The sequence below is a fragment of the Microbacterium invictum genome (assembly GCF_014197265.1).
In the GTDB taxonomy this organism is placed as follows: Bacteria; Actinomycetota; Actinomycetes; order Actinomycetales; family Microbacteriaceae; genus Microbacterium; species Microbacterium invictum.
On sequence record NZ_JACIFH010000001.1, the window covers coordinates 990,814 to 1,012,483 of the forward strand.

Annotated in this window: 20 protein-coding genes; 14 read left to right on the top strand and 6 right to left on the bottom strand. The window is 69.4% G+C overall.

Translation table 11 applies throughout. The features are described 5' to 3' along the window. Positions 1-30: 30 nt before the first annotated feature. Both thrS and BKA10_RS04820 read left to right on the top strand, forming a co-directional pair. Positions 31-2,040 (top strand): threonine--tRNA ligase, encoded by a 2,010-nt coding sequence (gene thrS / locus BKA10_RS04815; RefSeq protein ID WP_183498843.1) that lies wholly within the window; start codon positions 31-33, stop codon positions 2,038-2,040. After that, complete coding sequence (locus BKA10_RS04820) at positions 2,037-2,591, top strand: HIT domain-containing protein (RefSeq protein WP_183498844.1); 555 nt, start codon at positions 2,037-2,039, stop codon at positions 2,589-2,591. Before thrS ends, BKA10_RS04820 begins: the two co-directional genes overlap by 4 nt. A 195-nt stretch (positions 2,592-2,786) precedes the next feature. On the opposite strand, the gene pdxY is transcribed toward BKA10_RS04820, so the two are convergent. Beyond that, a complete protein-coding gene (pdxY, locus tag BKA10_RS04825; protein WP_183498845.1) occupies positions 2,787-3,638 on the bottom strand; it encodes a pyridoxal kinase PdxY in 852 nt (283 codons plus the stop codon). Between the two features lie 7 nt (positions 3,639-3,645). Next, the gene (locus tag BKA10_RS04830) at positions 3,646-5,004 is read right to left on the bottom strand and encodes an aminotransferase class I/II-fold pyridoxal phosphate-dependent enzyme (protein WP_248198954.1); all 1,359 of its coding nucleotides are present in this window, start codon (positions 5,002-5,004) and stop codon (positions 3,646-3,648) included. A gap of 127 nt (positions 5,005-5,131) precedes the next feature. Between BKA10_RS04830 and pdxS the strand changes: the two genes are divergently transcribed. Beyond that, on the top strand, positions 5,132-6,022 hold the full coding sequence (pdxS, locus tag BKA10_RS04835; RefSeq protein ID WP_183498846.1) for a pyridoxal 5'-phosphate synthase lyase subunit PdxS: 891 nt from the start codon (positions 5,132-5,134) through the stop codon (positions 6,020-6,022). Beyond that, positions 6,019-6,612 carry a pyridoxal 5'-phosphate synthase glutaminase subunit PdxT gene (gene pdxT / locus BKA10_RS04840; RefSeq protein ID WP_372491414.1) on the top strand — a complete coding sequence of 198 codons (594 nt, stop codon included), beginning with the start codon at positions 6,019-6,021 and terminating at the stop codon, positions 6,610-6,612. The genes pdxS and pdxT overlap by 4 nt, the downstream gene beginning before the upstream one ends. A 9-nt stretch (positions 6,613-6,621) precedes the next feature. Here the strand turns inward: pdxT and BKA10_RS04845 are convergent, their stop codons facing one another. Beyond that, positions 6,622-8,004, bottom strand: coding sequence for a pyridoxal phosphate-dependent decarboxylase family protein (locus tag BKA10_RS04845; protein ID WP_183498847.1), 1,383 nt, complete (start codon positions 8,002-8,004; stop codon positions 6,622-6,624). Positions 8,005-8,113: 109 nt separating this feature from the next. Here BKA10_RS04845 and BKA10_RS04850 point away from each other — a divergent pair, with 109 nt between their 5' ends. From BKA10_RS04850 to BKA10_RS04885, 8 genes are all read left to right on the top strand, one after another. Beyond that, a complete protein-coding gene (locus BKA10_RS04850) occupies positions 8,114-8,872 on the top strand; it encodes a YebC/PmpR family DNA-binding transcriptional regulator (RefSeq protein WP_183498848.1) in 759 nt (252 codons plus the stop codon). Positions 8,873-8,921: 49 nt separating this feature from the next. Further along, positions 8,922-9,485 carry a crossover junction endodeoxyribonuclease RuvC gene (gene ruvC, locus BKA10_RS04855; RefSeq protein WP_183498849.1) on the top strand — a complete coding sequence of 188 codons (564 nt, stop codon included), beginning with the start codon at positions 8,922-8,924 and terminating at the stop codon, positions 9,483-9,485. A 58-nt stretch (positions 9,486-9,543) separates the two neighbouring features. Beyond that, a complete protein-coding gene (gene ruvA, locus BKA10_RS04860; RefSeq protein WP_183498850.1) occupies positions 9,544-10,176 on the top strand; it encodes a Holliday junction branch migration protein RuvA in 633 nt (210 codons plus the stop codon). 13 nt (positions 10,177-10,189) lie between these two features. Beyond that, entirely contained in the window at positions 10,190-11,212 is a 1,023-nt protein-coding gene (gene ruvB / locus BKA10_RS04865; protein ID WP_183501062.1) for a Holliday junction branch migration DNA helicase RuvB, read from the top strand. Positions 11,213-11,291: 79 nt separating this feature from the next. Next, entirely contained in the window at positions 11,292-11,735 is a 444-nt protein-coding gene (locus BKA10_RS04870) for a preprotein translocase subunit YajC (RefSeq protein ID WP_183498851.1), read from the top strand. A 41-nt stretch (positions 11,736-11,776) separates the two neighbouring features. Beyond that, positions 11,777-13,495 (top strand): protein translocase subunit SecD, encoded by a 1,719-nt coding sequence (secD, locus tag BKA10_RS04875; protein ID WP_183498852.1) that lies wholly within the window; start codon positions 11,777-11,779, stop codon positions 13,493-13,495. Further along, positions 13,495-14,484: a protein translocase subunit SecF gene (gene secF / locus BKA10_RS04880; RefSeq protein ID WP_183498853.1), complete on the top strand. Its 990-nt coding sequence runs from the start codon at positions 13,495-13,497 to the stop codon at positions 14,482-14,484. Before secD ends, secF begins: the two co-directional genes overlap by 1 nt. Positions 14,485-14,544: 60 nt before the next feature. Beyond that, complete coding sequence (locus BKA10_RS04885; protein ID WP_183498854.1) at positions 14,545-16,809, top strand: RelA/SpoT family protein; 2,265 nt, start codon at positions 14,545-14,547, stop codon at positions 16,807-16,809. Here BKA10_RS04885 and BKA10_RS04890 read toward each other — a convergent pair. The 3 genes from BKA10_RS04890 to BKA10_RS04900 all read right to left on the bottom strand — a co-directional run bounded on the left by BKA10_RS04890 (position 16,788) and on the right by BKA10_RS04900 (position 19,413). Then, positions 16,788-17,342, bottom strand: a complete 555-nt coding sequence (locus BKA10_RS04890; protein WP_183498855.1) for a type IV toxin-antitoxin system AbiEi family antitoxin — start codon at positions 17,340-17,342, stop codon at positions 16,788-16,790. The two genes, BKA10_RS04885 and BKA10_RS04890, sit on opposite strands and share 22 nt — an antisense overlap. Positions 17,343-17,438: 96 nt before the next feature. Next, complete coding sequence (locus tag BKA10_RS04895; RefSeq protein ID WP_183501063.1) at positions 17,439-18,824, bottom strand: DUF349 domain-containing protein; 1,386 nt, start codon at positions 18,822-18,824, stop codon at positions 17,439-17,441. Positions 18,825-19,059: 235 nt separating this feature from the next. Continuing rightward, positions 19,060-19,413, bottom strand: a complete 354-nt coding sequence (locus BKA10_RS04900; RefSeq protein ID WP_183498856.1) for a dioxygenase — start codon at positions 19,411-19,413, stop codon at positions 19,060-19,062. A gap of 106 nt (positions 19,414-19,519) precedes the next feature. On the opposite strand from BKA10_RS04900, the gene BKA10_RS04905 reads away from it, so the two are divergent. Then, positions 19,520-20,833, top strand: coding sequence for an AAA family ATPase (locus tag BKA10_RS04905; RefSeq protein ID WP_183498857.1), 1,314 nt, complete (start codon positions 19,520-19,522; stop codon positions 20,831-20,833). Between the two features lie 177 nt (positions 20,834-21,010). Continuing rightward, positions 21,011-21,640: a 30S ribosomal protein S4 gene (gene rpsD, locus BKA10_RS04910; protein WP_183498858.1), complete on the top strand. Its 630-nt coding sequence runs from the start codon at positions 21,011-21,013 to the stop codon at positions 21,638-21,640. Positions 21,641-21,670: the final 30 nt, after the last annotated feature.

Consider the following 21,670-nt stretch of genomic DNA (forward strand, 5'->3'; position numbering starts at 1 on the left):
GAGATTCCGAGCCACCACTGGAGAAGTTCCTTGACTGACGTCTCATTCCCGTCGGACGTGTCGTACCCCGCCGACGGCTTCGCCCTGTTCCCCGATCGTTCCGTGATCGCCCTGCGCGTGAACGGCGAGCTCAAAGACCTCGCGACCGTCGTCGCCGAGACGGATGCCGTCGAGCCGGTCACCGTCGGCAGCGAAGACGGACTCGCGATCCTGCGGCACTCGACCGCGCACGTGCTCGCCCAGGCCGTGCAGCGCATCCGCCCGCAGGCGAACCTCGGCATCGGCCCGCCGATCGTCGACGGCTTCTACTACGACTTCGGCGTCGACGACCCGTTCACCCCCGAAGATCTCAAGGCCATCAAGAAGGAGATGGAGCGCATCGTCCGCGAGGGCCAGCGCTTCGTCCGCCGCGTGGTCACCGACGACGAGGCACGTGCAGAACTCGCCGACGAGCCGTTCAAGCTCGAGCTCATCGGGCTCAAGGGCGGCACGAAGGAGGCCGCAGAGGGCGCCTCGGTCGAAGTGGGCGCCGGCGAGCTCACCATCTACGACAACGTCACCCGCGACGGCGAGACCGCGTGGAAGGACCTCTGCCGCGGACCGCACGTGCCCTCGACCCGTCTCGTGGGCAACGGCTGGGACCTGACCCGCATCGCCGGCGCATACTGGCGCGGCAGCGAGAAGAATCCGCAGCTGCAGCGCATCTACGGCACCGCTTGGGCGACCAAGGACGAGCTGCGCGCCTACCAGCACCGGCTCGAGGAGGCTGCCAAGCGAGACCACCGCAAGCTCGGCAAGGAACTCGACCTGTTCTCGTTCCCGGAGGAGATCGGTTCGGGGCTTTCGGTCTGGCATCCGCACGGCGGCATCGTCCGCGGCGAGATGGAGCAGCACGCGCGGCGGCGCCATATCGAGGGCGGGTACACCTACGTGTATACCCCGCACATTTCGAAGGAGGACCTGTTCCTCACCTCGAATCACCTCGTCACCTACCGCGAGGGCATGTTCCCGCCGATCGTGATGGATGAGGAGCGCGACGCCGACGGCAATGTCACCAAGCAAGGCCAGGACTACTACCTGAAGCCCATGAACTGCCCGATGCACATCCTGATCTACAAGGAGCGCGCCCGAAGCTACCGCGACCTGCCGATGCGCCTCGCCGAGAACGGCACGGTGTACCGCAACGAGCTGTCCGGCGCGCTCCACGGGCTGACCCGCGTGCGCGGCTTCACCCAGGACGACTCGCACCTGTTCGTCACCGAGGACCAGCTCGAGACAGAGGTGACCCGGGTGCTCGAGTTCGTCATCTCGATGCTGCGCGATTTCGGGCTGGACGACTTCGAGCTCGAGCTGTCGATGCGCGACGACGAGAAGGAGAAGTGGATCGGCTCGGAGGAGTTCTGGGAGTACTCGACCGATGCGCTGCGCAACGTCGCGGTGGCCAGTGGCCTCAAGCTCACCGAGGTGCCGGGCGAGGCGGCGTTCTACGGCCCGAAGATCGACCTGAAGACCCGGGATGCCATCGGTCGCACCTGGCAGCTGTCCACTGTCCAGGTGGATCCGAACCTGCCCGAGCGCTTCGGCCTGGAGTACACCGGTCCCGACGGCGAGAAGCACCGCCCCATCATGATCCACCGGGCGCTGTTCGGCTCGATCGAGCGGTTCTTCGCAATTCTGCTCGAGCACTACGCCGGCGCATTCCCGGTCTGGCTGTCGCCGGTGCAGGTGGTGGGAATTCCGGTGGCCGAGCAGTTCGGGCCGTACCTCGACGAGATCGTGGAACGGTTGCGGGCCGCGGGTGTGCGTGCCGAGGTCGACCACTCCGACGACCGCATGCAGAAGAAGATCCGCACCCACACCACGCAGAAGGTGCCGATCCAGCTGATCGCGGGGGAGCAGGACCGCTCCGCCGGCACCGTGTCGTTCCGCTTCCGCGACGGATCGCAGACCAACGGCATTCCCGTCGACGACGCGATCGACCGCATCGTCGCAGCGATCGCGGCGAAGACCCTCGTCGACACCGCCGAGGACCTCGCGTGACGGACGGGCCCGGCCTGGAAGAGGCCGCGACGCTCGCGGGCGTGCCGGACGAATTCCAGCGTCTGTGGACGCCGCACCGCATGGCGTACATCCAGGCCGGGCCCGAGCCGCTGCGTGACGAATGCCCGTTCTGTGCGGCACCGGGGCGCGGCGACGAGGACGGTCTGATCGTCGCGCGCGGCACGACCGCATATGTGCTGCTGAACCTGTTCCCGTACAACTCGGGGCATCTGCTGGTATGCCCGTATCGTCACATCGCGACGTACGACCAGGCGACAGCCGAGGAGGTCGCCGAGATCGGCGCGCTCACACAGGCCGCGATGCGCGTGCTGCGCACGGTGTCGCGCTGCGACGGCTTCAACCTGGGCATGAACCAGGGCGCGGTCGCCGGCGCGGGCGTCGATGGGCACCTGCACCAGCACGTCGTGCCACGGTGGGCGACCGACGCGAACTTCTTCCCGATCATCGCCAAGACCAAGGCCCTGCCGCAGCTGCTCGGCGAGGTACGGGATGCCGTGGCCGCGGCCTGGCCGCACCCGGCGACCGGCTGAACCGCATCACCTTCGCCGCGGGCGGCGATTCTCCGCAGATCTCGGGTGGACGCAGCGATCGCATGTGAGGGCCGCCTGGCTTCGGGGTGATGATCCTCGGCTCCTGCCGCACGGTCACCTCCTCGTCGACCAGCAGCAGCCCGGCACCGAGACGCGGGTCGCGAAGACCCCGCCGACCGTCGAACGTGGGTGCGCTCAGCGCACCCGGGTGACCTCGAACTGCAGGCGGGGATGGGCGTAGGACTCTTGCGATTCGACGAGCCGCAGTTCACGGTCGCCCGACTCGTACGTGTTCTGCAGCAGGTCGAAGACGCTCGAGGTGGTCTTCGCGAGGGCGGACGCCGCGTCGCCGCTGCCGCGATAGTGCGCAGTGAACAGTGCCGCGGTGACGTCGCCCGAGCCGTTGGCCTTGAACGCGATGTGCGGGGTCTGCACGATCCAGGCGCCGTCGTCGTTCACGGCGAGCATCTCGATCGTGCCCTCGGGGCGGTCGGGCCGCTCGACGCTGGTGACCAGCACCGTGCGCGGGCCCATCTCGCGCGCGAGGTCGACCGCTGCCAGCGTCGACTCGAGGTCGTCCGGCTCGGTCTCGGTGAGGAAGCCCAGCTCGAACTGGTTCGGGGTGATGATGTCGGCGGCCGGCACCACCCGGTCGCGGAGCAGGATCGGGATGGCCGGCGCGACGAAGCAGCCGGACTTGGCGTTGCCCATCACCGGGTCGCATGAGTACACGGCATCCGGATTCGCGGCCTTCACCCGGGCGACGGCGTCGAGGATGACATCGGCGATGCCCTCGCCGCCCTGGTAGCCCGACAGCACGACGTCGATGTCGCCGAACGCACCGCGCTCCTCGATGCCGGTGATGACGTCGCGGACGTCGTCGGGCGAGATGAGCGGGCCTCGCCAGGCGCCGTAGCCGGTGTGGTTCGAGAAGTTCACCGTGTAGACCGGGAGCACCTCCACGCCGATCCGCTGGAGCGGGAAGACGGCGGCGGAGTTGCCCACGTGTCCGAAGGCGACGGCGGACTGGATGGAGAGGATCTTCACCGGTCGATCATCCCACTTTCGATTCAGCCCCCACGCGGGCAGCGTGGACGGCGGCGGCCAGGTCGTCCGCCAGTTGGTCGGCGGCGGTGTCGTCGAGGTCGTGCACGGTGAGCCGCAGGTGGCGTGCGGCATCGTCATCGGCCAGCTGGAACTCGGCGCCCGTGCGGGCGAGCCAGCCGCGTCGCATGAGCTGCTCGGTCACATCGCGCGCCGGCGCGGGCAGAGTGAGCCAGAGATTGAGACCGTCGCCGACCCTGCAGTCGATGCCGCGCGCGGCGAGCCGCCCCGCGAATGCCGCGTTGCGCGCGGCGTAGTGTGCGGCCGCGCCGGAGATCTGCGCGGTCACCCGCACGTCGGTCAGCTGCGCGAGCGCCAGTCGTTGCAGCAGGTGACTGACCCAGGTGGTGCCCGGGCTCAATCGCTGTGCGAGCCGGTCGGCCGTCTCCGGGTCGCTGGCGGTGACCGCGAGGCACATGTCGGGTCCGAGGAACTTCGAGACCGAGCGCACCAGCGCCCATCGGCGGTGTCCGGGCCCGATCAGCGAGTGGTAGGGCCGAGTCGACAGCATCGAGAAGTGGTCGTCCTCGATCACGAGCACGTAGGGGTGGTCCGCCAGGACGGCACGCAGCGCAGCGGCACGTGCGGCGCTCAGGCTCGCGCCGGTGGGGTTCTGCGCCCGCGGCGTGCACACGACGGCGCGCACACCCGCGTCCAGCGCCGCGTCGAGCCCTGCCACCGTCATCCCCTCGGCATCGACCGGCACGGGCACCGGGCGATAGCCGCCCAGGCGCACGGTGTTCAGGCTCGCCAGGAAGCACGGATCTTCGAGGGCGACGGCGTCGTCGCGGGTCAGCGCCTGCGAGAGCAGCCGGTCGACGGCGTCGGCCGCGCCGCTGGTGATGGTCAGCTCACGGTCCAGTGCCGGGTCGATCGCCTCACCGAGCCACTCGTGCGCCCAGAGCTCGAGATCGGGGTCGATGACCGGCTCGCCGTACAGCACCGGTCGCCCCGCCAGGCTCGTGAGCGCATCGGCGATGTCCGGGATGCGCTCGGGGTCGGGGTTGCCTGTGCCGATGTCGCGCAGCACGGTCCCCGCCGCAAACCCCTCCTGCGCCACCGGAGCACGATCGGCGACGCGGGTCCCGCCGCGTCCGCGGGTGACGACCACTCCCGCCTGCGTCAGCTGGCGGTAGGCGGCGTTGACGGTGTTGCGGTTGACGCCCAGCTGCTCGGCGAGCGCCCGCACCGACGGCAGCGCCTCACCGGCGCGCAGGTCTCCCTGCTCGACGCGCTCACGCACGCTCTCGGCGATCTGGCTCGCCGTGCCGCCGCTGATCCGCACCTGTACCCGCACACTCCTCGTCACGTCCGTTCACCTGCCACGAGTGTATGTGCTGGTGCGTGCTATCTTTTGGCCTAGGCCAATGGATGCCGGTGCCCCGGCATCCATTCATCATCGAATCGGCGCCCGCCCGCGCCGGAAGGAGACCGCTGTGTCCACTGCCACCACCGGTTCGTCGCGCGTCAAGCGGGGCCTGGCCGAGATGCTCAAGGGCGGCGTCATCATGGACGTCGTCACCGCCGAGCAGGCCAAGATCGCCGAGGACGCCGGGGCCGTCGCCGTCATGGCGCTGGAGCGCGTGCCCGCCGACATCCGCGCGCAGGGCGGGGTCTCGCGCATGAGTGACCCCGACATGATCGACTCGATCATCGCAGCCGTCTCCATCCCGGTGATGGCCAAGGCCCGCATCGGCCACTTCGTCGAGGCGCAGGTGCTGCAGGAGCTCGGCGTCGACTACATCGACGAGTCCGAGGTGCTGTCGCCGGCCGACTACGTCAACCACATCGACAAGTGGAACTTCACCGTCCCGTTCGTGTGCGGGGCGACGAACCTGGGCGAGGCGCTGCGGCGCATCAACGAGGGCGCCGCGATGATCCGTTCGAAGGGCGAGGCCGGCACCGGCGACGTGTCCGAGGCGACCAAGCACATCCGCAAGATCACGGGCGAGATCAATGCGCTCCGCTCGATGACCAAGGACGAGCTGTACGTCGCGGCGAAGGAGCTACAGGCGCCGTACGAGCTGGTGGCCGAGGTCGCCGAGACCGGATCGCTGCCCGTCGTGCTGTTCGTCGCCGGGGGCGTGGCCACCCCGGCCGACGCGGCCATGATGATGCAGCTCGGCGCCGACGGCGTATTCGTGGGCTCGGGCATCTTCAAGTCCGGCAACCCCGCCGAGCGCGCCGCCGCGATCGTGAAGGCGACCACGTTCCACGACGACGCGAAGGTCATCGCCGAGGTCTCCCGCGGGCTCGGCGAGGCGATGGTCGGCATCAACGTCGCCGACCTGCCCGCGCCGCACCGCCTCGCCGAGCGCGGCTGGTGACATCGAGTCCGCGCGTCGGCGTCCTGTCCCTGCAGGGCGACGTCCGCGAGCACGTGCGCGTGCTCACCGTGCTCGGCGCGGACGTCTCACTGATCCGGCGGCCCGGCGAACTGGCATCCATCGACGGACTCGTGCTCCCCGGCGGCGAATCCAGCGTGATCGACAAGCTCGCGCGGGCGTTCGGCATGCAGCAGCCGGTGCGTGCGGCGATCGCCGGTGGGATGCCGGTGTACGGCACGTGCGCGGGCATGATCCTGCTCGCCGACGACATCACCGACGGCATCGCGGGGCAGGAGACCTTCGGCGGACTCGACGTCACCGTGCGGCGCAATGCGTTCGGCAGTCAGGTCGACTCGTTCGAGACCGACCTGGACGTCCCCGCACTGGGCGCACCGCCGGTGCACGCGGCGTTCATCCGCGCGCCCCTCGTCGAGGCGGTCGGCGAAGGGGTCGACGTGCTCGCATCGCTGGACGACGGGCGGGTGGTCGCCGTCCAGCAGGGCGGGCTGCTGGCGACCGCGTTCCACCCCGAGGTGACGGGGGAGCACCGCTTCCACGCGCTCTTCCTCGATCTCGTGCGCGGTAGGTAGCGCCACCGCTCACGCGCGCGGGTCGAGCTCCTCCACCAGGCGCGCGATGGCCGCGACGGTGCGGTCGATGTCGTCGTCGGTGGTCGCCCACGACGACATCGAACAGCGCAGCGTCGCGTGCCCCGCCCACTCGGCGCCGGTGAGCGCCGCCGTGCCGTCGACGAGGATCGCGGCGCCGAGGGCGCGAGTCGCGGCGCCCGACTCGAGGCGGAACATCACCTGCGTGTAGTCGACGTCGTTGACGAGGTGGATGCCGGGGATCTCACGCAGGCCCGCTTCAAGGCGCTGCGCGCCGGCGTGGAGCCGATCGACGAGGCCCTCGACCCCGCGGCGTCCGAGACTTCGCAGCGCCGCCCAGGCGGGCACGCCCCGGGCGCGCCGGGAGAGTTCGGGCGTGACGTCCCAGGGATCCAGGCCGGCGTAGACGAGGTAGTCCCCGCCGGTGCGGAACATGGCGATGGAGTCCGCCGGGTCGCGGACGATCGCCATCCCGCAGTCGTACGGCACGTTCAGCGTCTCGTGGGCATCGGTGGTCCACGAATCGGCGTCGGCGGCGCCCTCGGTGAGGTGCCGCAGGCGCGACGACGCGGCCGCCCACAGTCCGAACGCGCCGTCGACGTGCACCCAGGCACCGTGCTGCCGGGCGAGGGGTATGAGGTCGGTGAACGGGTCGAACGCCCCGGTGTGCACCTCGCCCGCCTGCAGGCACACGATCGTCGGCGTGCCGGCGCCGCCGGCGAGCGTCGCCTCGAGGGCCGCGGGGAGCATGCGGCCCTGGTCGTCGGTGTCGACGACCACGAGCTCATCGGAGCCGATGCCGCAGAACCGCGCGGCGCGATCGACCGACGCGTGCCGGTGCGCGCCCACCACCAGCCGCACCGGCGGGGCACCGCGCAGTCCCTGACGCGTGAGGTCCCAGCCCGCGCGGCGCAGGACGGCGTGCTGTGCCGTGGCCAGGCACACGAAGTTCGACACCTGCGCGCCGGTGACGAACCCGACCGATGCCTCGGTGGGCAGTCCCATGAGCTCGCAGATCCATCGCCCCGCGATGCGCTCGAGTGCCACCGTCGCGGTCGTCATCGTGCTCGACCCGGAGTTCTGGTCCCAGGTCGACACGAGCCAGTCGGCGGCGAGGGCCGCGGGCAGGGTTCCGCCGATGACGAATCCGAAGAACCGGCCGCCGGGGATGGCGACGAGGCCCGGATCAGCCCGCGTGGCGAGCTGGGTGACCACCGCTGCGGCATCCTCGCCCTCGTCGGCGAGCGGCCCGTCGAAGACGGCCAGCATGTCGTCCAGCGTGGCGTGCGGCCACACGGGCCGGTCGTTCAGCGACTGCAGGAAGCCGGCGGCGGCGCGATGCGCGGCATCCAGCGCCCGTTCTCTCTCGCTCATACGTTGAGTGTTGCGCCGCAGGGACTGCGACACAACGGGGCGGCCTTCGCTCGTCGGCGCCGGCGCGTGTCGCGGGTAGACTGATCCACGGTTTCTCGAGAGGAGCACCGTGAGCGGTCATTCCAAGTGGGCGACGACGAAGCACAAGAAGGCGATCATCGATTCGCGGCGTGCCAAGTCGTTCGCCAAGCTGATCAAGAACATCGAAGTCGCGGCCAAGATCGGCGGGGCCGACATCTCCGGCAACCCGACCCTCTACGACGCCATCCAGAAGGCCAAGAAGACCTCGGTCCCCAACGACAACATCGACCGCGCCGTCAAGCGCGGCGCGGGCATCGGCGGCGAAGCCGTCGAGTACACCTCGATCATGTACGAGGGCTACGGTCCGAACGGCGTGGCGCTCATGATCGAGTGCCTCACCGACAACAAGAACCGCGCTGCCGCAGAGGTGCGCACCGCGCTCAGCCGCAACGGCGGCAACCTCGCCGACCCGGGCAGCGTCGCCTACAACTTCACCCGCAAGGGCGTCATCGTCGTCACCGGCGAGGGCACCACCGAAGACGACGTCATGCTGGCCGTTCTCGAGGCGGGCGCGGAGAACGTCGAGCCGCACCCGGACGGCTTCGAGGTGATCACCGAGGCGCACGACCTGGTGACCGTGCGCACCGCGCTGCAGGATGCCGGGATCGACTACGAATCGGCAGACGTCGAGTTCGTCCCGAACCTCAAGGTCGAGATCGACGCCGACGCGGCGCGCAAGATCTTCCGGCTGATCGACGCGCTCGAAGACAGCGACGACGTGCAGAACGTCTTCAGCAACTTCGATCTCAGCGCCGAGGTGCAGGCCGAGCTCGAGCAGGACGACTGACGGGCGTTTCGCGCGCCGACGGCGGCCGTTCCGCGCGTAGCGTGGGGGAGTGGCATCCCGTCTTCGCGTTCTCGGCATCGACCCCGGCCTGACCCGCTGCGGCATCGGTGTCGTGGATGTCGCGCGAGACCGGTCCGCCACGCTCGTGCACGTCGGCGTCGTGCGCTCGTCGCATGAGCTGCCCATCGAGCAGCGACTCGCCCTGATCGCCGCCGGCATCCGCGAGGTCCTCGCCGCGCACCGGCCCGACGCGGTCGCGGTGGAGCGCGTGTTCGCGCAGCAGAACCGTCACACCGTGATGGGTACCGCGCAGGCCAGCGGCATCGCACTGCTGCTCGCCGCCGAGCATGGCGTCCCGGCCGCCACTCACACACCGTCCGAGGTGAAGGCCGCGGTCACCGGCTACGGGGCGGCCGACAAGCTGCAGGTGCAGACGATGGTGGCGCGGGTGCTGCGGCTGGATGCGCTCCCGCAGCCGGCCGATGCCGCGGACGCGCTCGCCTTGGCGCTCTGCCACGCCTGGCGGCGCGGGACGGGCGTCGCCGGCGGCACCGCCGCCCTGACGCCGGCGCAGCAGGCCTGGGCCGACGCCGAGCGGATGGCGCGGCGCTGACACGGCGCTGATGCGTGTCGGTCGAACAAACGTCCGAAGTGCCACGTAGGCTCGCAGCATGATCTCCTCGCTGCGCGGTCGCGTCCTCCACCTCGATGCGGACAGCATCATCGTCGACGTCGGCGGCGTGGGCTTCGCAGTGGCCGTCACGCCGCAGGTGTCGCGCGAGTTCCACATCGGCGACGAGGTCGTGCTGCACACGATGCTGATCGTCCGCGAGGACGCACTCTCGCTGTACGGGTTCCGGGAGCGCGACGAGCTCACCGTCTTCACGCAGCTGCTGAGCGTGTCGGGGGTCGGTCCGAAGTCCGCGTTGGGTGTCATGGCGTCGCTCACCGTCGGGCAGATCGCAGAGGCGGTCACGGCGGAGGATGATGCGCCGTTCCGCCGCGTCTCGGGAATCGGACCGAAGACGGCCAAGCTCATCGTCGTCCAGCTCGCCGGCAAGCTGGCGTCGCTGCCGGCCTCGTCCGGCGCGACCGGCGGCAACTCACCGGTGGCGGGCCAGGTGGTCTCGGCGCTGACCGCGCTCGGCTGGAACGAACGGGTGGCGGTCGAGGCGGTGACCGCGGTGAGCGCGGATGCGTCGGCGACCGAGCTGTCGACTGTGCCGGCCCTCCTGAAGCTCGCACTCGGCCACCTCGGACCCGCGCGCAAGGATCAGGCGAACCGGGAGCAGACCGGTGTCTGAGCCCATCGACCACATGATCGATCCGGCGCTGCCCGAGGACGATACCGAACTCGCGGTCGAGGGCGCCCTGCGTCCGGGGTCGCTCGCCGAGTTCATCGGCCAGCACAAGGTTCGCGGTCAGCTGCAACTGCTGCTCGACGCCGCGCGCATCCAGCAGCGGCCCCCCGACCACATCCTGCTGTCGGGCCCTCCCGGGCTCGGCAAGACGACGCTCGCAATGATCGTCGCCCATGAGAGCGACCGGCCCCTGCGACTGTCGAGCGGTCCCGCCATCCAGCACGCCGGCGACCTCGCCGCACTGCTGAGCAGCCTCGTTCCCGGAGAAGTCCTCTTCATCGACGAGATCCACCGCATGGCGCGCTCCGCCGAAGAAATGCTGTACCTCGCGATGGAGGACTTCCGCATCGACATCATGGTCGGCAAAGGCGCCGGGGCCACGAGCATCCCGCTCGACCTGGCCCCGTTCACCCTCGTGGGGGCGACGACCCGCTCCGGGCTGCTGCCGAATCCGCTGCGCGACCGGTTCGGCTTCACCGCCCACCTGGAGTACTACGAGCCCCACGAGCTGGAGAAGGTGATCGAGCGCTCGGCGTCGATGCTGAATGTGTCGGTTCCCCCCGCGGCGAGGGCCGAGATCTCGCGACGCTCGCGGGGGACCCCGCGTATCGCGAACCGCCTGCTGCGCCGCGTGCGCGACTTCGTGATCGTCCACGGCGGCACCGCGGGTGCCGCCTCCGAGGGTGATGTCGCCGCCGCGCTCGAGCTGTACGACGTCGACTCGATCGGCCTCGACCGCCTCGACCGCGCGGTGCTGGACGCGCTGATCCGGCGCTTCCGCGGGGGACCGGTCGGGCTCAACACGCTCGCGGTGACCGTCGGCGAGGAGGGCGAGACCATCGAATCCGTGGTCGAGCCGTACCTCGTGCGCATCGGACTCATGGGACGGACGCCCCGCGGGCGCATCGCCACGCCCGAGGCGTACGCGCACCTGCGCATCGCGCACCCGGAGGGTGCGCTGAGATTCGATGACCTATAATCGCTGAAGGCTTTCGCCCACATCTCCCGACGCAGCGCTGCACGCGCCGCACACCACCGTGAAAGGTGCCCCCGCCTCCATGTTTTTCGCAACGACGCAGCAGACCACTGAGCAGGCCGGCGGCTTCGCCGGATTCTTCGCGCAGTACGGGCTCATGCTCATGCTGCTGGTCCTCATCGTCTTCATGTTCTGGAGCTCGCGCCGGCGCCAGAAGAAGGTGAAGGCCGAACAGGAGTCAAAGGCCCGCCAGCTCCTCCCCGGTGTGAAGGTGCTCCTGCAGGGCGGTCTGTACGGCACGCTGGTCGAGTACGACGCCGAAGACCTCTCCAAGTCCGCACGCGTGGAGCTCGCCCCCGGCGTCGAGATCGAGGTGCACAGCCAGTCGATCCTCCGTGTCGTGGAGCCCGAAGACACCACCGTGCCGATGGACGACGCCCCGGCAATCGATGACGCCATCGCCGACGAGCCTGCTGCTGCGGCCGACACCACGACCCCCGACGCGGACGACAAGCCCCAGGCCTGATCCACCACCGCGTCGCGGTGCTCGAAGAAAGCTGACCCTCCGTGGCCACACCCACCCCCGTTCGCCATGCCTGGCGTGCCCTGACCGGCCTGCTCGCGCTGACCGTGGTGCTGTTCGGCATCAATGCGCTGGGCGTCTATGTGTTCCAGGAGAGCTCGTGGACACCCGAGCTCGCGCTCGACCTGCAGGGTGGCACGCAGATCGTCCTCGAGGCGCAGACGCCCGACGGTGCCGCTCCATCGAGCGAGCAGATGGAACAGGCCGCCGCGATCATCCGTCAGCGTGTCGACGCGTCCGGTGTCGGCGAGGCCGACATCGCCACGCAGGCCGGCAACCAGATCGTCGTGCAGATCCCGGGTGAGGCCGACGAAGAGACGCGCAACCGCATCGAGGCGTCGGCTCAGCTCCAACTGCGCGCGGTGATCTTCACCTCGGCCGCTGCAACCTCGTACGTCGGCGAGGACGGCAACGAGACGCCGTACCCGACGCCCGATCCGACGCTCAACGCGACCCCGACGGCCGCCCCCACGGACGGCAGCGACCCCAACTGGGTGACCGACGCGCTCTACGCCGAGTTCCTTGCGTACGACTGCAGCGACCCGGCCAACGATCCGGCATCAGAACCCGCCGATCAGCCGCTGATCGCGTGTGACGACACCAACACCCAGAAGTACATCCTGGGCCCGGTCGAGCTCGACGGCTCGTCGATCACCGATGCGTCGTTCGGCGTCAACAGTCAGAACGGCCAGGTGGCGGTCAACATCGTCTTCGACGCCGAGGGCACCCAGACGTTCGGCGAGATCAGCCAGCGCCTGTACGGAAAGGACGCTCCGCAGAACCAGTTCGCGTTCGTCCTCGACGGCGTCATCCTGTCGGCTCCGTCCATGAACGCGGTGATTCTCGACGGCAAACCGCAGATCACCGGAAACTTCACTCAGGAGACGGCGAAGGTTCTCGCCGACCAGCTCAAGTACGGCGCGCTGCCGCTCAGCTTCGAGGTGCAGAGCAGCAACACGATCTCGGCGACCCTCGGCTCGCAACAGCTGCAGATCGGCCTGATCGCCGGTCTCATCGGCCTGGCCCTGGTCGCGCTGTACTCGCTGATCGTGTACCGCGCGCTGGGCTTCGTGATCATCGCCTCGCTGGTCGTGATGGGTGTGCTCACCTACATCACGCTGTGCATCCTGGCCTGGCGCATGGGCTTCCGCCTGTCGCTGGCCGGCGTCGCGGGGCTGATCGTGACCATCGGGTTCACGGCCGACTCGTTCATCGTGTACTTCGAGCGAATACGAGATGAGCTGCGCGACGGCAAGTCCATCACCAGCGCGGTCGAAGACGGCTGGGGTCGCGCGAAGCGGACGATCTACATCTCCAAGTCGATCAACATCCTGGCCGCGGTCGTGCTGTACATCCTGGCCGACGCCACGGTGAAGGGCTTCGCGTTCACGCTGGGGCTGACGACCGTGATCGACATCCTGATCTTCATCCTGTTCACCCACCCGGTGCTGCAGCTGCTCGCGCGGACCCGGTTCTTCGGGGGCGGGCACCCGCTGTCGGGCCTCGATCCCGACGCGCTCGGCGCCGTCTACCGCGGCCGTGCGCAGTTCCGCGCGCCGGTCGCCGCGACAGCAGCGAAGGGCTCGGCCGCTCGCCGCGCAGGCCGCTCGCGCGGCGAGGCGGAACGGCGTCAGACCATCGCCGAGCGCAAGCTCGCCGAGCAGAGTTCGAATAGCCGCTCGACCACGGAGGGAGACGACTGATGGGCGCCATGAGTGATTTCGGCAACAACCTCTACACCGGCAAGACGTCCTTCCCGTTCGTCGGGCGACGCAAGCTCTGGTTCCTCATCGCCGCGATCCTGGTGATCGGCTCGGCGCTGGTTCCGCTGTTCCGTCCGATCGAGTTCTCCATCGAGTTCACCGGCGGCTCGCAGTTCACCGTGAACGACGTCGCGAACCCCGACCAGGCGGCCGCCACCGAGGCCGTGCAGTCGGTCGTGCCAGGAGCCACGACGAAGGTCACCACCATCGGCGAGGACGCCGTGCGCGTGCAGACCGACCAGATGTCCAACGCCGAGACGCGCGATGTGACCGCCGCTCTGGCCGAGACCTTCGACGTGCCGCTCGACCAGGTCAGCGCCTCGTTCATCGGCCCGAGCTGGGGCCAGGACGTCACCCGTCAGTCGCTGTGGGGCCTGGCGATCTTCCTCGCGCTGACCTTCATGATCCTCGCGATCTACTTCCGCACGTGGAAGATGTCCGTCGCGGCGATCATCGGCCTGCTCGATGTGCTCATCATCACGATCGGCGTCTATGCGCTGTGCGGGTTCGAGATCTCACCGGCGGCGGTGATCGGGTTCCTGACGATCCTGTCGTATTCGCTCTATGACACGACGGTCGTATTCGACAAGATCCGTGAGAACACGCACGAGGACGGCGAGCAGTCCGGCCGGACCTTCGGCGAGTCGGTGAACCTGGCGGTCAACCAGACGCTGGTGCGCTCGATCAACACGACGGTGGTCGCGGCTCTGCCGACGGGCGCCATCCTGTTCATCGGCGCGCTGTGGCTCGGTGCGCAGACGCTGACCGACATCTCGCTGTCGATCTTCGTCGGAACGATCGTCGCCGCGTACTCGACACTGTTCGTGGCCGCGCCGCTGTTCTCGTTCATGCGGGAGGGCGAGCCCGACATGAAGGCTCGCGACGCGCGCGTGCTGGCGTCGCGCGAGCGCGCCGCCGTCACGGCCTGACGAGGCCGCCACCGCCTGCGGGCGTAGGATTGAGAAGTTCTGCAGAGCGGAGGTGACCGGATGGCCGAGACGGCTCCTGCGTCGACCCCGCCCGCCCAGAGTTCGTCACTGCGCCGTCTCGTCCCGCGCATCTTCTCGCGCGCTCCGTCACGCGACGGCATCGAGCAGCTGACGCGCACTGTGCGCACGCACCACCCGAAGGGCGACACCGCGCTGATCGAGCGCGCATACACCGTGGCGGCGCGCGCCCATGCGTCGCAGAAGCGTCAGAGCGGTGAGCCCTACATCACCCACCCTCTCGCGGTGGCGCAGATCCTCGCCGAGCTCGGACTCGGACCGCGTGCGATCGCCGCGGCGCTGCTGCACGACACGGTCGAAGACACCGACTACGGCCTCGATCAGCTCACCGACGAGTTCGGCGACGAAGTCGCGATGCTCGTCGACGGCGTCACCAAGCTCGACAAGGTCAAGTACGGCGACGCCGCCCAGGCCGAGACCGTGCGCAAGATGATCGTGGCCATGTCCAAGGACATCCGCGTGCTGCTGATCAAGCTCGCCGACCGGCTGCACAACGCGCGCACGTGGGGCTTCGTGCCGCCCGAGAAGGCGTCGAAGAAGGCGACCGAGACCCTCGAGATATACGCGCCCCTGGCCAACCGCCTCGGCATCCAGGCGATCAAGAACGAGCTCGAGGATCTCTCTTTCGCGGTCCTGCACCCCAAGCTCTACGCGGAGATCGACAGCCTCGTCAAGCAGCGCACGCCGCAGCGCGAGCAGTACGTGCAGTCGGTCATCGAGGCGGTGGAGTCGGACCTGCGCGAACTCCGCCTCCGCGGTCGGGTGATGGGTCGACCCAAGCAGCTGTACTCCGTGTACCAGAAGATGGTGGTGCGCGGCCGCGAGTTCGACGACATCTACGACCTCATCGGCATCCGCGTCCTCGTGGGCACGGTGCGCGACTGCTACGCGGTCCTGGGCGCCATCCATGCCCGATGGACACCGCTGCCGGGCCGGTTCAAGGACTACATCGCCACGCCGAAGTTCAACCTCTACCAGTCGCTGCACACGACCGTGATCGGCCCCGGCGGTCGCACCGTCGAGATCCAGATCCGCACGAACGAGATGCACCAGCAGGCCGAGTACGGCGTCGCGGCGCATTGGAAGTACAAGGAGGGCGTCAACGGCGGCAAGGGCGACGCCAAGAGCGCTGACACCGACATGGCGTGGCTGGCGCACATCTCGGACTGGCAGGCCGAGACGGCCGACCCGGGGGAGTTCCTCGACTCGCTGCGTTTCGAGATCGGCGCCAAAGAGGTCTACGTCTTCACCCCGAAGGGCCGGGTCATCGGGCTGCCTGCCGGCGCCACACCCGTCGACTTCGCCTACGCCGTGCACACCGAGGTCGGCCATCGCACCATGGGCGCCAAGGTCAACGGACGGCTCGTGCCGCTCGAGTCCGGACTGCACTCCGGCGATGTGGTGGAAGTGTTCACCTCGAAGAACCCCGACGCCGGCCCGAGCCAGGACTGGCTCAGCTTCGTCAAGAGCACGCGGGCGCGCAGCAAGATCCGCGGCTGGTTCACGAAGGAGCGTCGCGAAGAGGCGGTCGAGCAGGGCAAGGATGCCATCGCGCGCGCCATGCGCCGGCAGAACCTCCCGCTGCAGCGCCTGATGAACCAGGATTCGTTCACCGAGGTGGCCCACCAACTGCGGTATGAGGATGTCACCGCCCTGTACGCAGCCGTAGGCGAAGGCCACGTGTCGACCCAGTCGGTGATCGAGAAGGTCAGCGCCCTCGTCGCCGCGCATGAGGACACCTCCACCGGTGCGATCACGCTGCCGCCGCTCGGGCGTCAGCGTGCCCCTCGGGCCGGCGACTCGGGCGTGCTCGTCCGCGGCGCCGACGACATCCTCGTCAAGCTCGCGAAGTGCTGCACGCCGGTGCCCGGCGACGAGATCGTCGGGTTCGTCACCCGGGGCAGCGGCGTCTCGGTGCACCGCGCGGACTGCACGAACGTGCGGTCGCTCAAGTCCGACCCGGAACGCATGATCGACGTGACCTGGGCGCCGACTTCGAAGAGCATCTTCCTGGTGCAGATCCAGGTCGAGGCGCTCGATCGGTCGGGGCTGCTCAGCGACGTCACCCGTGTGCTCAGCGAGCACCACGTGAACATCCTGTCGGCGAGCGTGTCCACCTCGAATGACCGTCTGGCGATCAGCCGGTTCGTCTTCGAGATGGGCGACACGGTGCACCTCGACCGCGTCCTCAACGCCGTCCGCCGCATCGACGCCGTCTATGACGTCTACCGCGTCACCACTTCCTGACGCTCGCGCAGATAGGCCAGCGCGGGACGCTTGTAGTGGACGGGCCGCGCCCGCTCCAGCCATGCGATGGCGGCCGGGATCAGCTCGGGCCGCCACGCGCACATCGCTTCGACGGTGTCGGGTGCGGCCGCAGCATGCCCGACGACCTCGCGCACGAGGTCGACGAGGGTGCGCACCGGGGTCGCCGTGGCCAGCCCGGAGATGCGCGTGCTGTCGCCGGGCGGCAGGCGCTGATCGCGATAGTGCACGCGGCTGCCCACGACGTAGGGAATGCGGTGCGCGGTCACCCGCTGCACGAAGTGCGGCGTCGGGGGATCGGCGATCGCCCCGTGCACCCACGCCGCGGACTCGTGCGTGACGGCCAGGGAGTCGCGGACGAACGTGCGCAGCGAGGCCGCGCGCAGCTCGCGGGTCTCCACCGCGTCGGCCGGCATGAACCCTTCACCGATCTCGACGAGGTCGCCGTCGAGTCGTGCGGCGGTCAGCTCAGCGGTTGACAGGCGATCGCCGGCGAAGTACAGGAACGGCCACATGGTGGCAGTGTGCCGTACGGGCGTGCGGCACCGGCATCCATCAGCCGAAATGTGGACAGATCACGGCTGTCGCCCTGCCTGGGGAGGAGGCCCCGATCAGCCGCCGAGCGCCTTGAGCCAGCCGCGTCGTGCCTCGAGCGCGTCCTTCGCCTTCGCGATCTTCGCCTTGTCCTTGGACTTCTCGGCTTCGGCCAGTTCGTCCTCGAGCTTTGTGATCGCGTCGTGCAGCTGAGAGGTCATGTCGTTCTGCCGAGCCTTGGTCTCGGGGTTGTTCGACTTCCACTCCGACTCCTCGCGCGTCTTGACGGCCTGCTCGATCTTGCGCAACTGGTCGTCGAGGCCACGTTCGGTGTCCCGCGGGAATACGCGGCCGATGTCGTCCCAGCGGCGCTGGATGCCGGTGAGGAGCGTGCGCGCCTTGGTGGTGTCCCTCTCCTTCGAGATGCCCGCGGCTTCGGTCAGCAGGGCCTGCTTGGCCTCGATCTTCTCCTTGGAGGCTTCGACCTCGGCGGTCTCGCGGTCGGCGCGGGCGCCGTAGAGCGCGTCGCCGGCGGCCTTGAACCGCGCCCAGAGGGCATCGTCGGCCTTCTTGCCGGCCCGGCCGGTGGTCTTCCACTGGTCGAGCAGGTCACGGTAGGTGCCGATGCCGTCCTCGCCGCGGGGGGCGAGTGCTTCGGCGCGCTCGATGAGGCGGGTCTTCGCATCGCGGGCGCCCTTGTGCTGCTCGTCGAGGCTCGAGTAGAACTCGCGACGGTGCTTGTCGATGATCGAGCGCGCATCGCGGAATCGCTTCCACAGCTGCTGGCCGACCGACTTGGGCAGGCGTGGGCCCGTGCTCTGGTGGCTCTGCCACTGCTCGAACAGCGAGGTGACTTCGGCGGTGGTCTGCTTCCACTGGATCGACTTCGGGTCACGGGCCGCGATCGCCTCGATGCGCTCCACCACCTGGGTGCGCTCGGCGATCGCCGCTTCGACGGCCTCACGCTGGGCCTGGGCCTCTTCGGCAGTCGCCTCGGTGAGCTGCTCTTCGAGGGCGGTCAGGCGGCCTTCGAGCGCGGCGAGATCGCCGACGGCCATCGCACCGGTGACACGCTCGCGCACGGCCCCCGCCGTGGATCGGAGATCGGATGCCGCTGCGCCGCCGCGACGATGGCGCGCTTCGAGCAGGGTCACCTCGCCGGCCAGGTCGGCGTACTTCCGCTCGAAGTAGGCGAGTGCTTCGGCGGGGGTCCCATCCGGGTACTGCCCGACGACGCGCCACTGGTCACCCTCGCGCACCGAGACCGTGCCGTCGTCGTCGACGCGACCCCAGGGCTCGCCGTCACTCGCGGCTGCGGGAGCCGCTGCGGCGCCGGGGACCGGCGCGGGCCTGGGCGACGGCGTCGGCATGGGGCGCGGCATCGGCCGCGGCACAGCGGCCGGGGTGGGCGCGGGAACGGCAGGGATCTCGGGTGCGGCTTCCGCGGCAACCTCGGGCAGCATCTCGGGCTCGGCAGCCGGGGATGTCACCTCGGCATCCGGATCCGGCGTCACCTCGGCATCCGTGTCCACTGCTGCGTCAGCGGCCGTGCCGGGGGTCGGGTCGGAGACCTGCTCGGGAGCGTCCTCGGGGACGGTCTCAACGGGTTCGGGAGTGGTGTCAGAAGTCACGGATTGCACCTCGTCGCGGCGCACGCCGCATGGGGGTTCGGTCGGCTCACAGCCTAGTACGGACCGTTCAGGGCGTAGGTGTGGGCGTCGGGCTGGTCGTGTCGGTGGGATCGGGTGTCGGGCCCGCTGTGTCGGTCGGCTCCGGCGTCGCCGAGTCGGTGGGCTCCGGGGTCGCGGTCTCGGTCGGTGCCGGCGTCTGGGTCGACGTCGGTGCCGGCTCGGGTGTGCCGGGCCCCACATTGAAGTAGGCCCACTGGCCGCCCATGATCGCCAGGATGAGGATGCCGCCGCCGACACCCGCGATCACGTTGTCGCGCGTGCGCCGCTTCACTGTGCCCTCGTGGAACTCCTGGCGCGCCCGGTAGAGCCTCGCCCGTTCGCTCGCCGCGCGCGCGTCCTTCTTGCCTGCACCCGTCGCCACGGGACCTCCTTCGATTCCCGGTACTCCGGGGCGTGAATGAGCCTACGGCGCGGGCGGGGTGGTGGCCAAACGGACCGGGGTCGGCGGGTGCGTCTAGCCTGGACGGGTGACCGAATCCGCCGCGCTCTTCCGAGGGCAGACCCCGCTGGCGGTGCGCATGCGTCCGGTCTCGCTCGACGAGGTCGCCGGGCAGTCCCATCTGCTCAGGCCCGGGTCTCCCCTGATCGGGCTGGCGAATCCGGATGCCGGGGGCAGGACTGCGGTGTCGGTCATCCTCTGGGGCCCGCCGGGAACCGGCAAGACCACACTCGCCCAGGCGATCGCCCGCACCTCTGGTCGCCGCTTCGTCGAACTGTCCGCGGTGACGGCGGGGGTCAAGGACGTGCGCGAGGTCATGCAGGACGCCATGACGCAGCGCGACATGTACGACGTGTCCACGATCCTGTTCCTCGACGAGATCCACCGCTTCACCAAGGCGCAGCAGGACGCCCTGCTGCCGGGCGTCGAGAACGGCTGGGTGATCCTGATCGCCGCGACCACCGAGAACCCCTCGTTCTCGGTCATCGCTCCGCTGCTGTCACGGTCGCTGCTGCTCACTCTGCAGCCGCTCACCGATGACGACCTCGGGCTGCTCATCGACCGCGCGGTCACTGACCCGCGGGGCCTGGCCGGGGCCATCGAACTCGCGCCCGAAGCGCGTGCCGCGCTGATCCAGCTGGCATCCGGAGACGCACGTCGTGCGCTCACCTCGCTCGAGGCGGCGGCGGCCATGCCCGACGAGGACTCCGCCGTGATCACCGCCGAGCACGTCGCCCAGGCCGTCGATCGCGCTCTGCTGCGATACGACCGGCAGGGCGACGAGCACTACGACGTCATCAGCGCGTTCATCAAGTCGATCCGCGGATCCGATGTGGATGCCGCGATGCACTACCTCGCGCGCATGATCGAGGCGGGGGAGGACCCGCGCTTCATCGCACGGCGCCTGGTCATCTCAGCCGCGGAGGACATCGGCCTGGCCGATCCGCAGGCGCTCCAGATGGCGGTGGCCGCTGCTGACGCCGTCGCCTTCATCGGGATGCCGGAGGGCCGCATCCCCCTTGCCGAGGCGACCGCCTACCTGGCGACGACGGCGAAGTCGAATGCGGCCTACATGGCGATCAATCAGGCCGTCGCCGACGTGCGCGCCGGAGGCTTCGGACGGGTGCCGACCCACCTGCGCGACGCGCACTATCCGGGCGCGAAGCGTCTCGGCCACGGCAAGGGCTACGTCTATCCGCACGATCTCGACGTCGGCGTCGCCACGCAGCAGTACCTGCCCGACGAACTGCGCGGGAAGCGCTATTACCAGCCCACGGGACGCGGCCTCGAGCGCGACATCTCGGCGCGCGTCGAGAAGATCCGCAAGATCCTGGGCGACTGACGGGCACTGCGCCCGCGGTCTGTTAGGCTGGAGCGGCTCGAAACACCGTTTTCGGGCATCCCCTCTCTTCTTCACCTACCTTCTGGCATGCCCCGGCGTGCATCCCGGAAGGGCGAGGACAGGCGATACGTCCGTGAGTCGTGAAAGACACGTCCACGTCACCGGAAGGAACACTTCGTGGCATCGAAGTCCCAGGACCGCCGCAAGGTCCGCCTGTCCCGCGCGCTCGGCATCGCGCTGACCCCCAAGGCAGCCAAGTACCTCGAGAAGCGCCCCTATGCTCCCGGCGAGCACGGCCGCACCAAGCGCAAGCAGGACAGCGACTACGCCGTCCGGCTGCGTGAGAAGCAGCGTCTGCGTGAGCAGTACGGCATCCGCGAGAAGCAGCTGCGCATCCAGTTCAACGAGGCCCGCCGCAAGGACGGCCTGACCGGTGAGAACCTGGTCGAGCAGCTCGAGCAGCGCCTCGACGCCCTCGTCGTGCGCGCCGGCTTCGCCCGGACCACGGCACAGGCCCGCCAGCTCGTCGTGCACCGTCACATCCTCGTCGACGGCCAGCTCGTCGACCGTCCGTCGTTCCGCGTGAAGCCGGGCCAGCTCATCCACGTCAAGGAGAAGAGCGAGGGTCTCGAGCCGTTCCAGGTCGCAGCCGCCGGCGGTCACGCCGAGGTTCTGCCCCCGGTCCCGGGTTACCTCGAGGTCGACCTCGACAAGCTGCAGGCACGCCTCGTGCGTCGCCCGAAGCGCGCTGAGGTTCCCGTGACCTGTGAAGTCCAGCTCGTCGTCGAGTACTACGCCGCGCGCTGAGCCACACGCACAACGTCCGAGGGGCGCCGG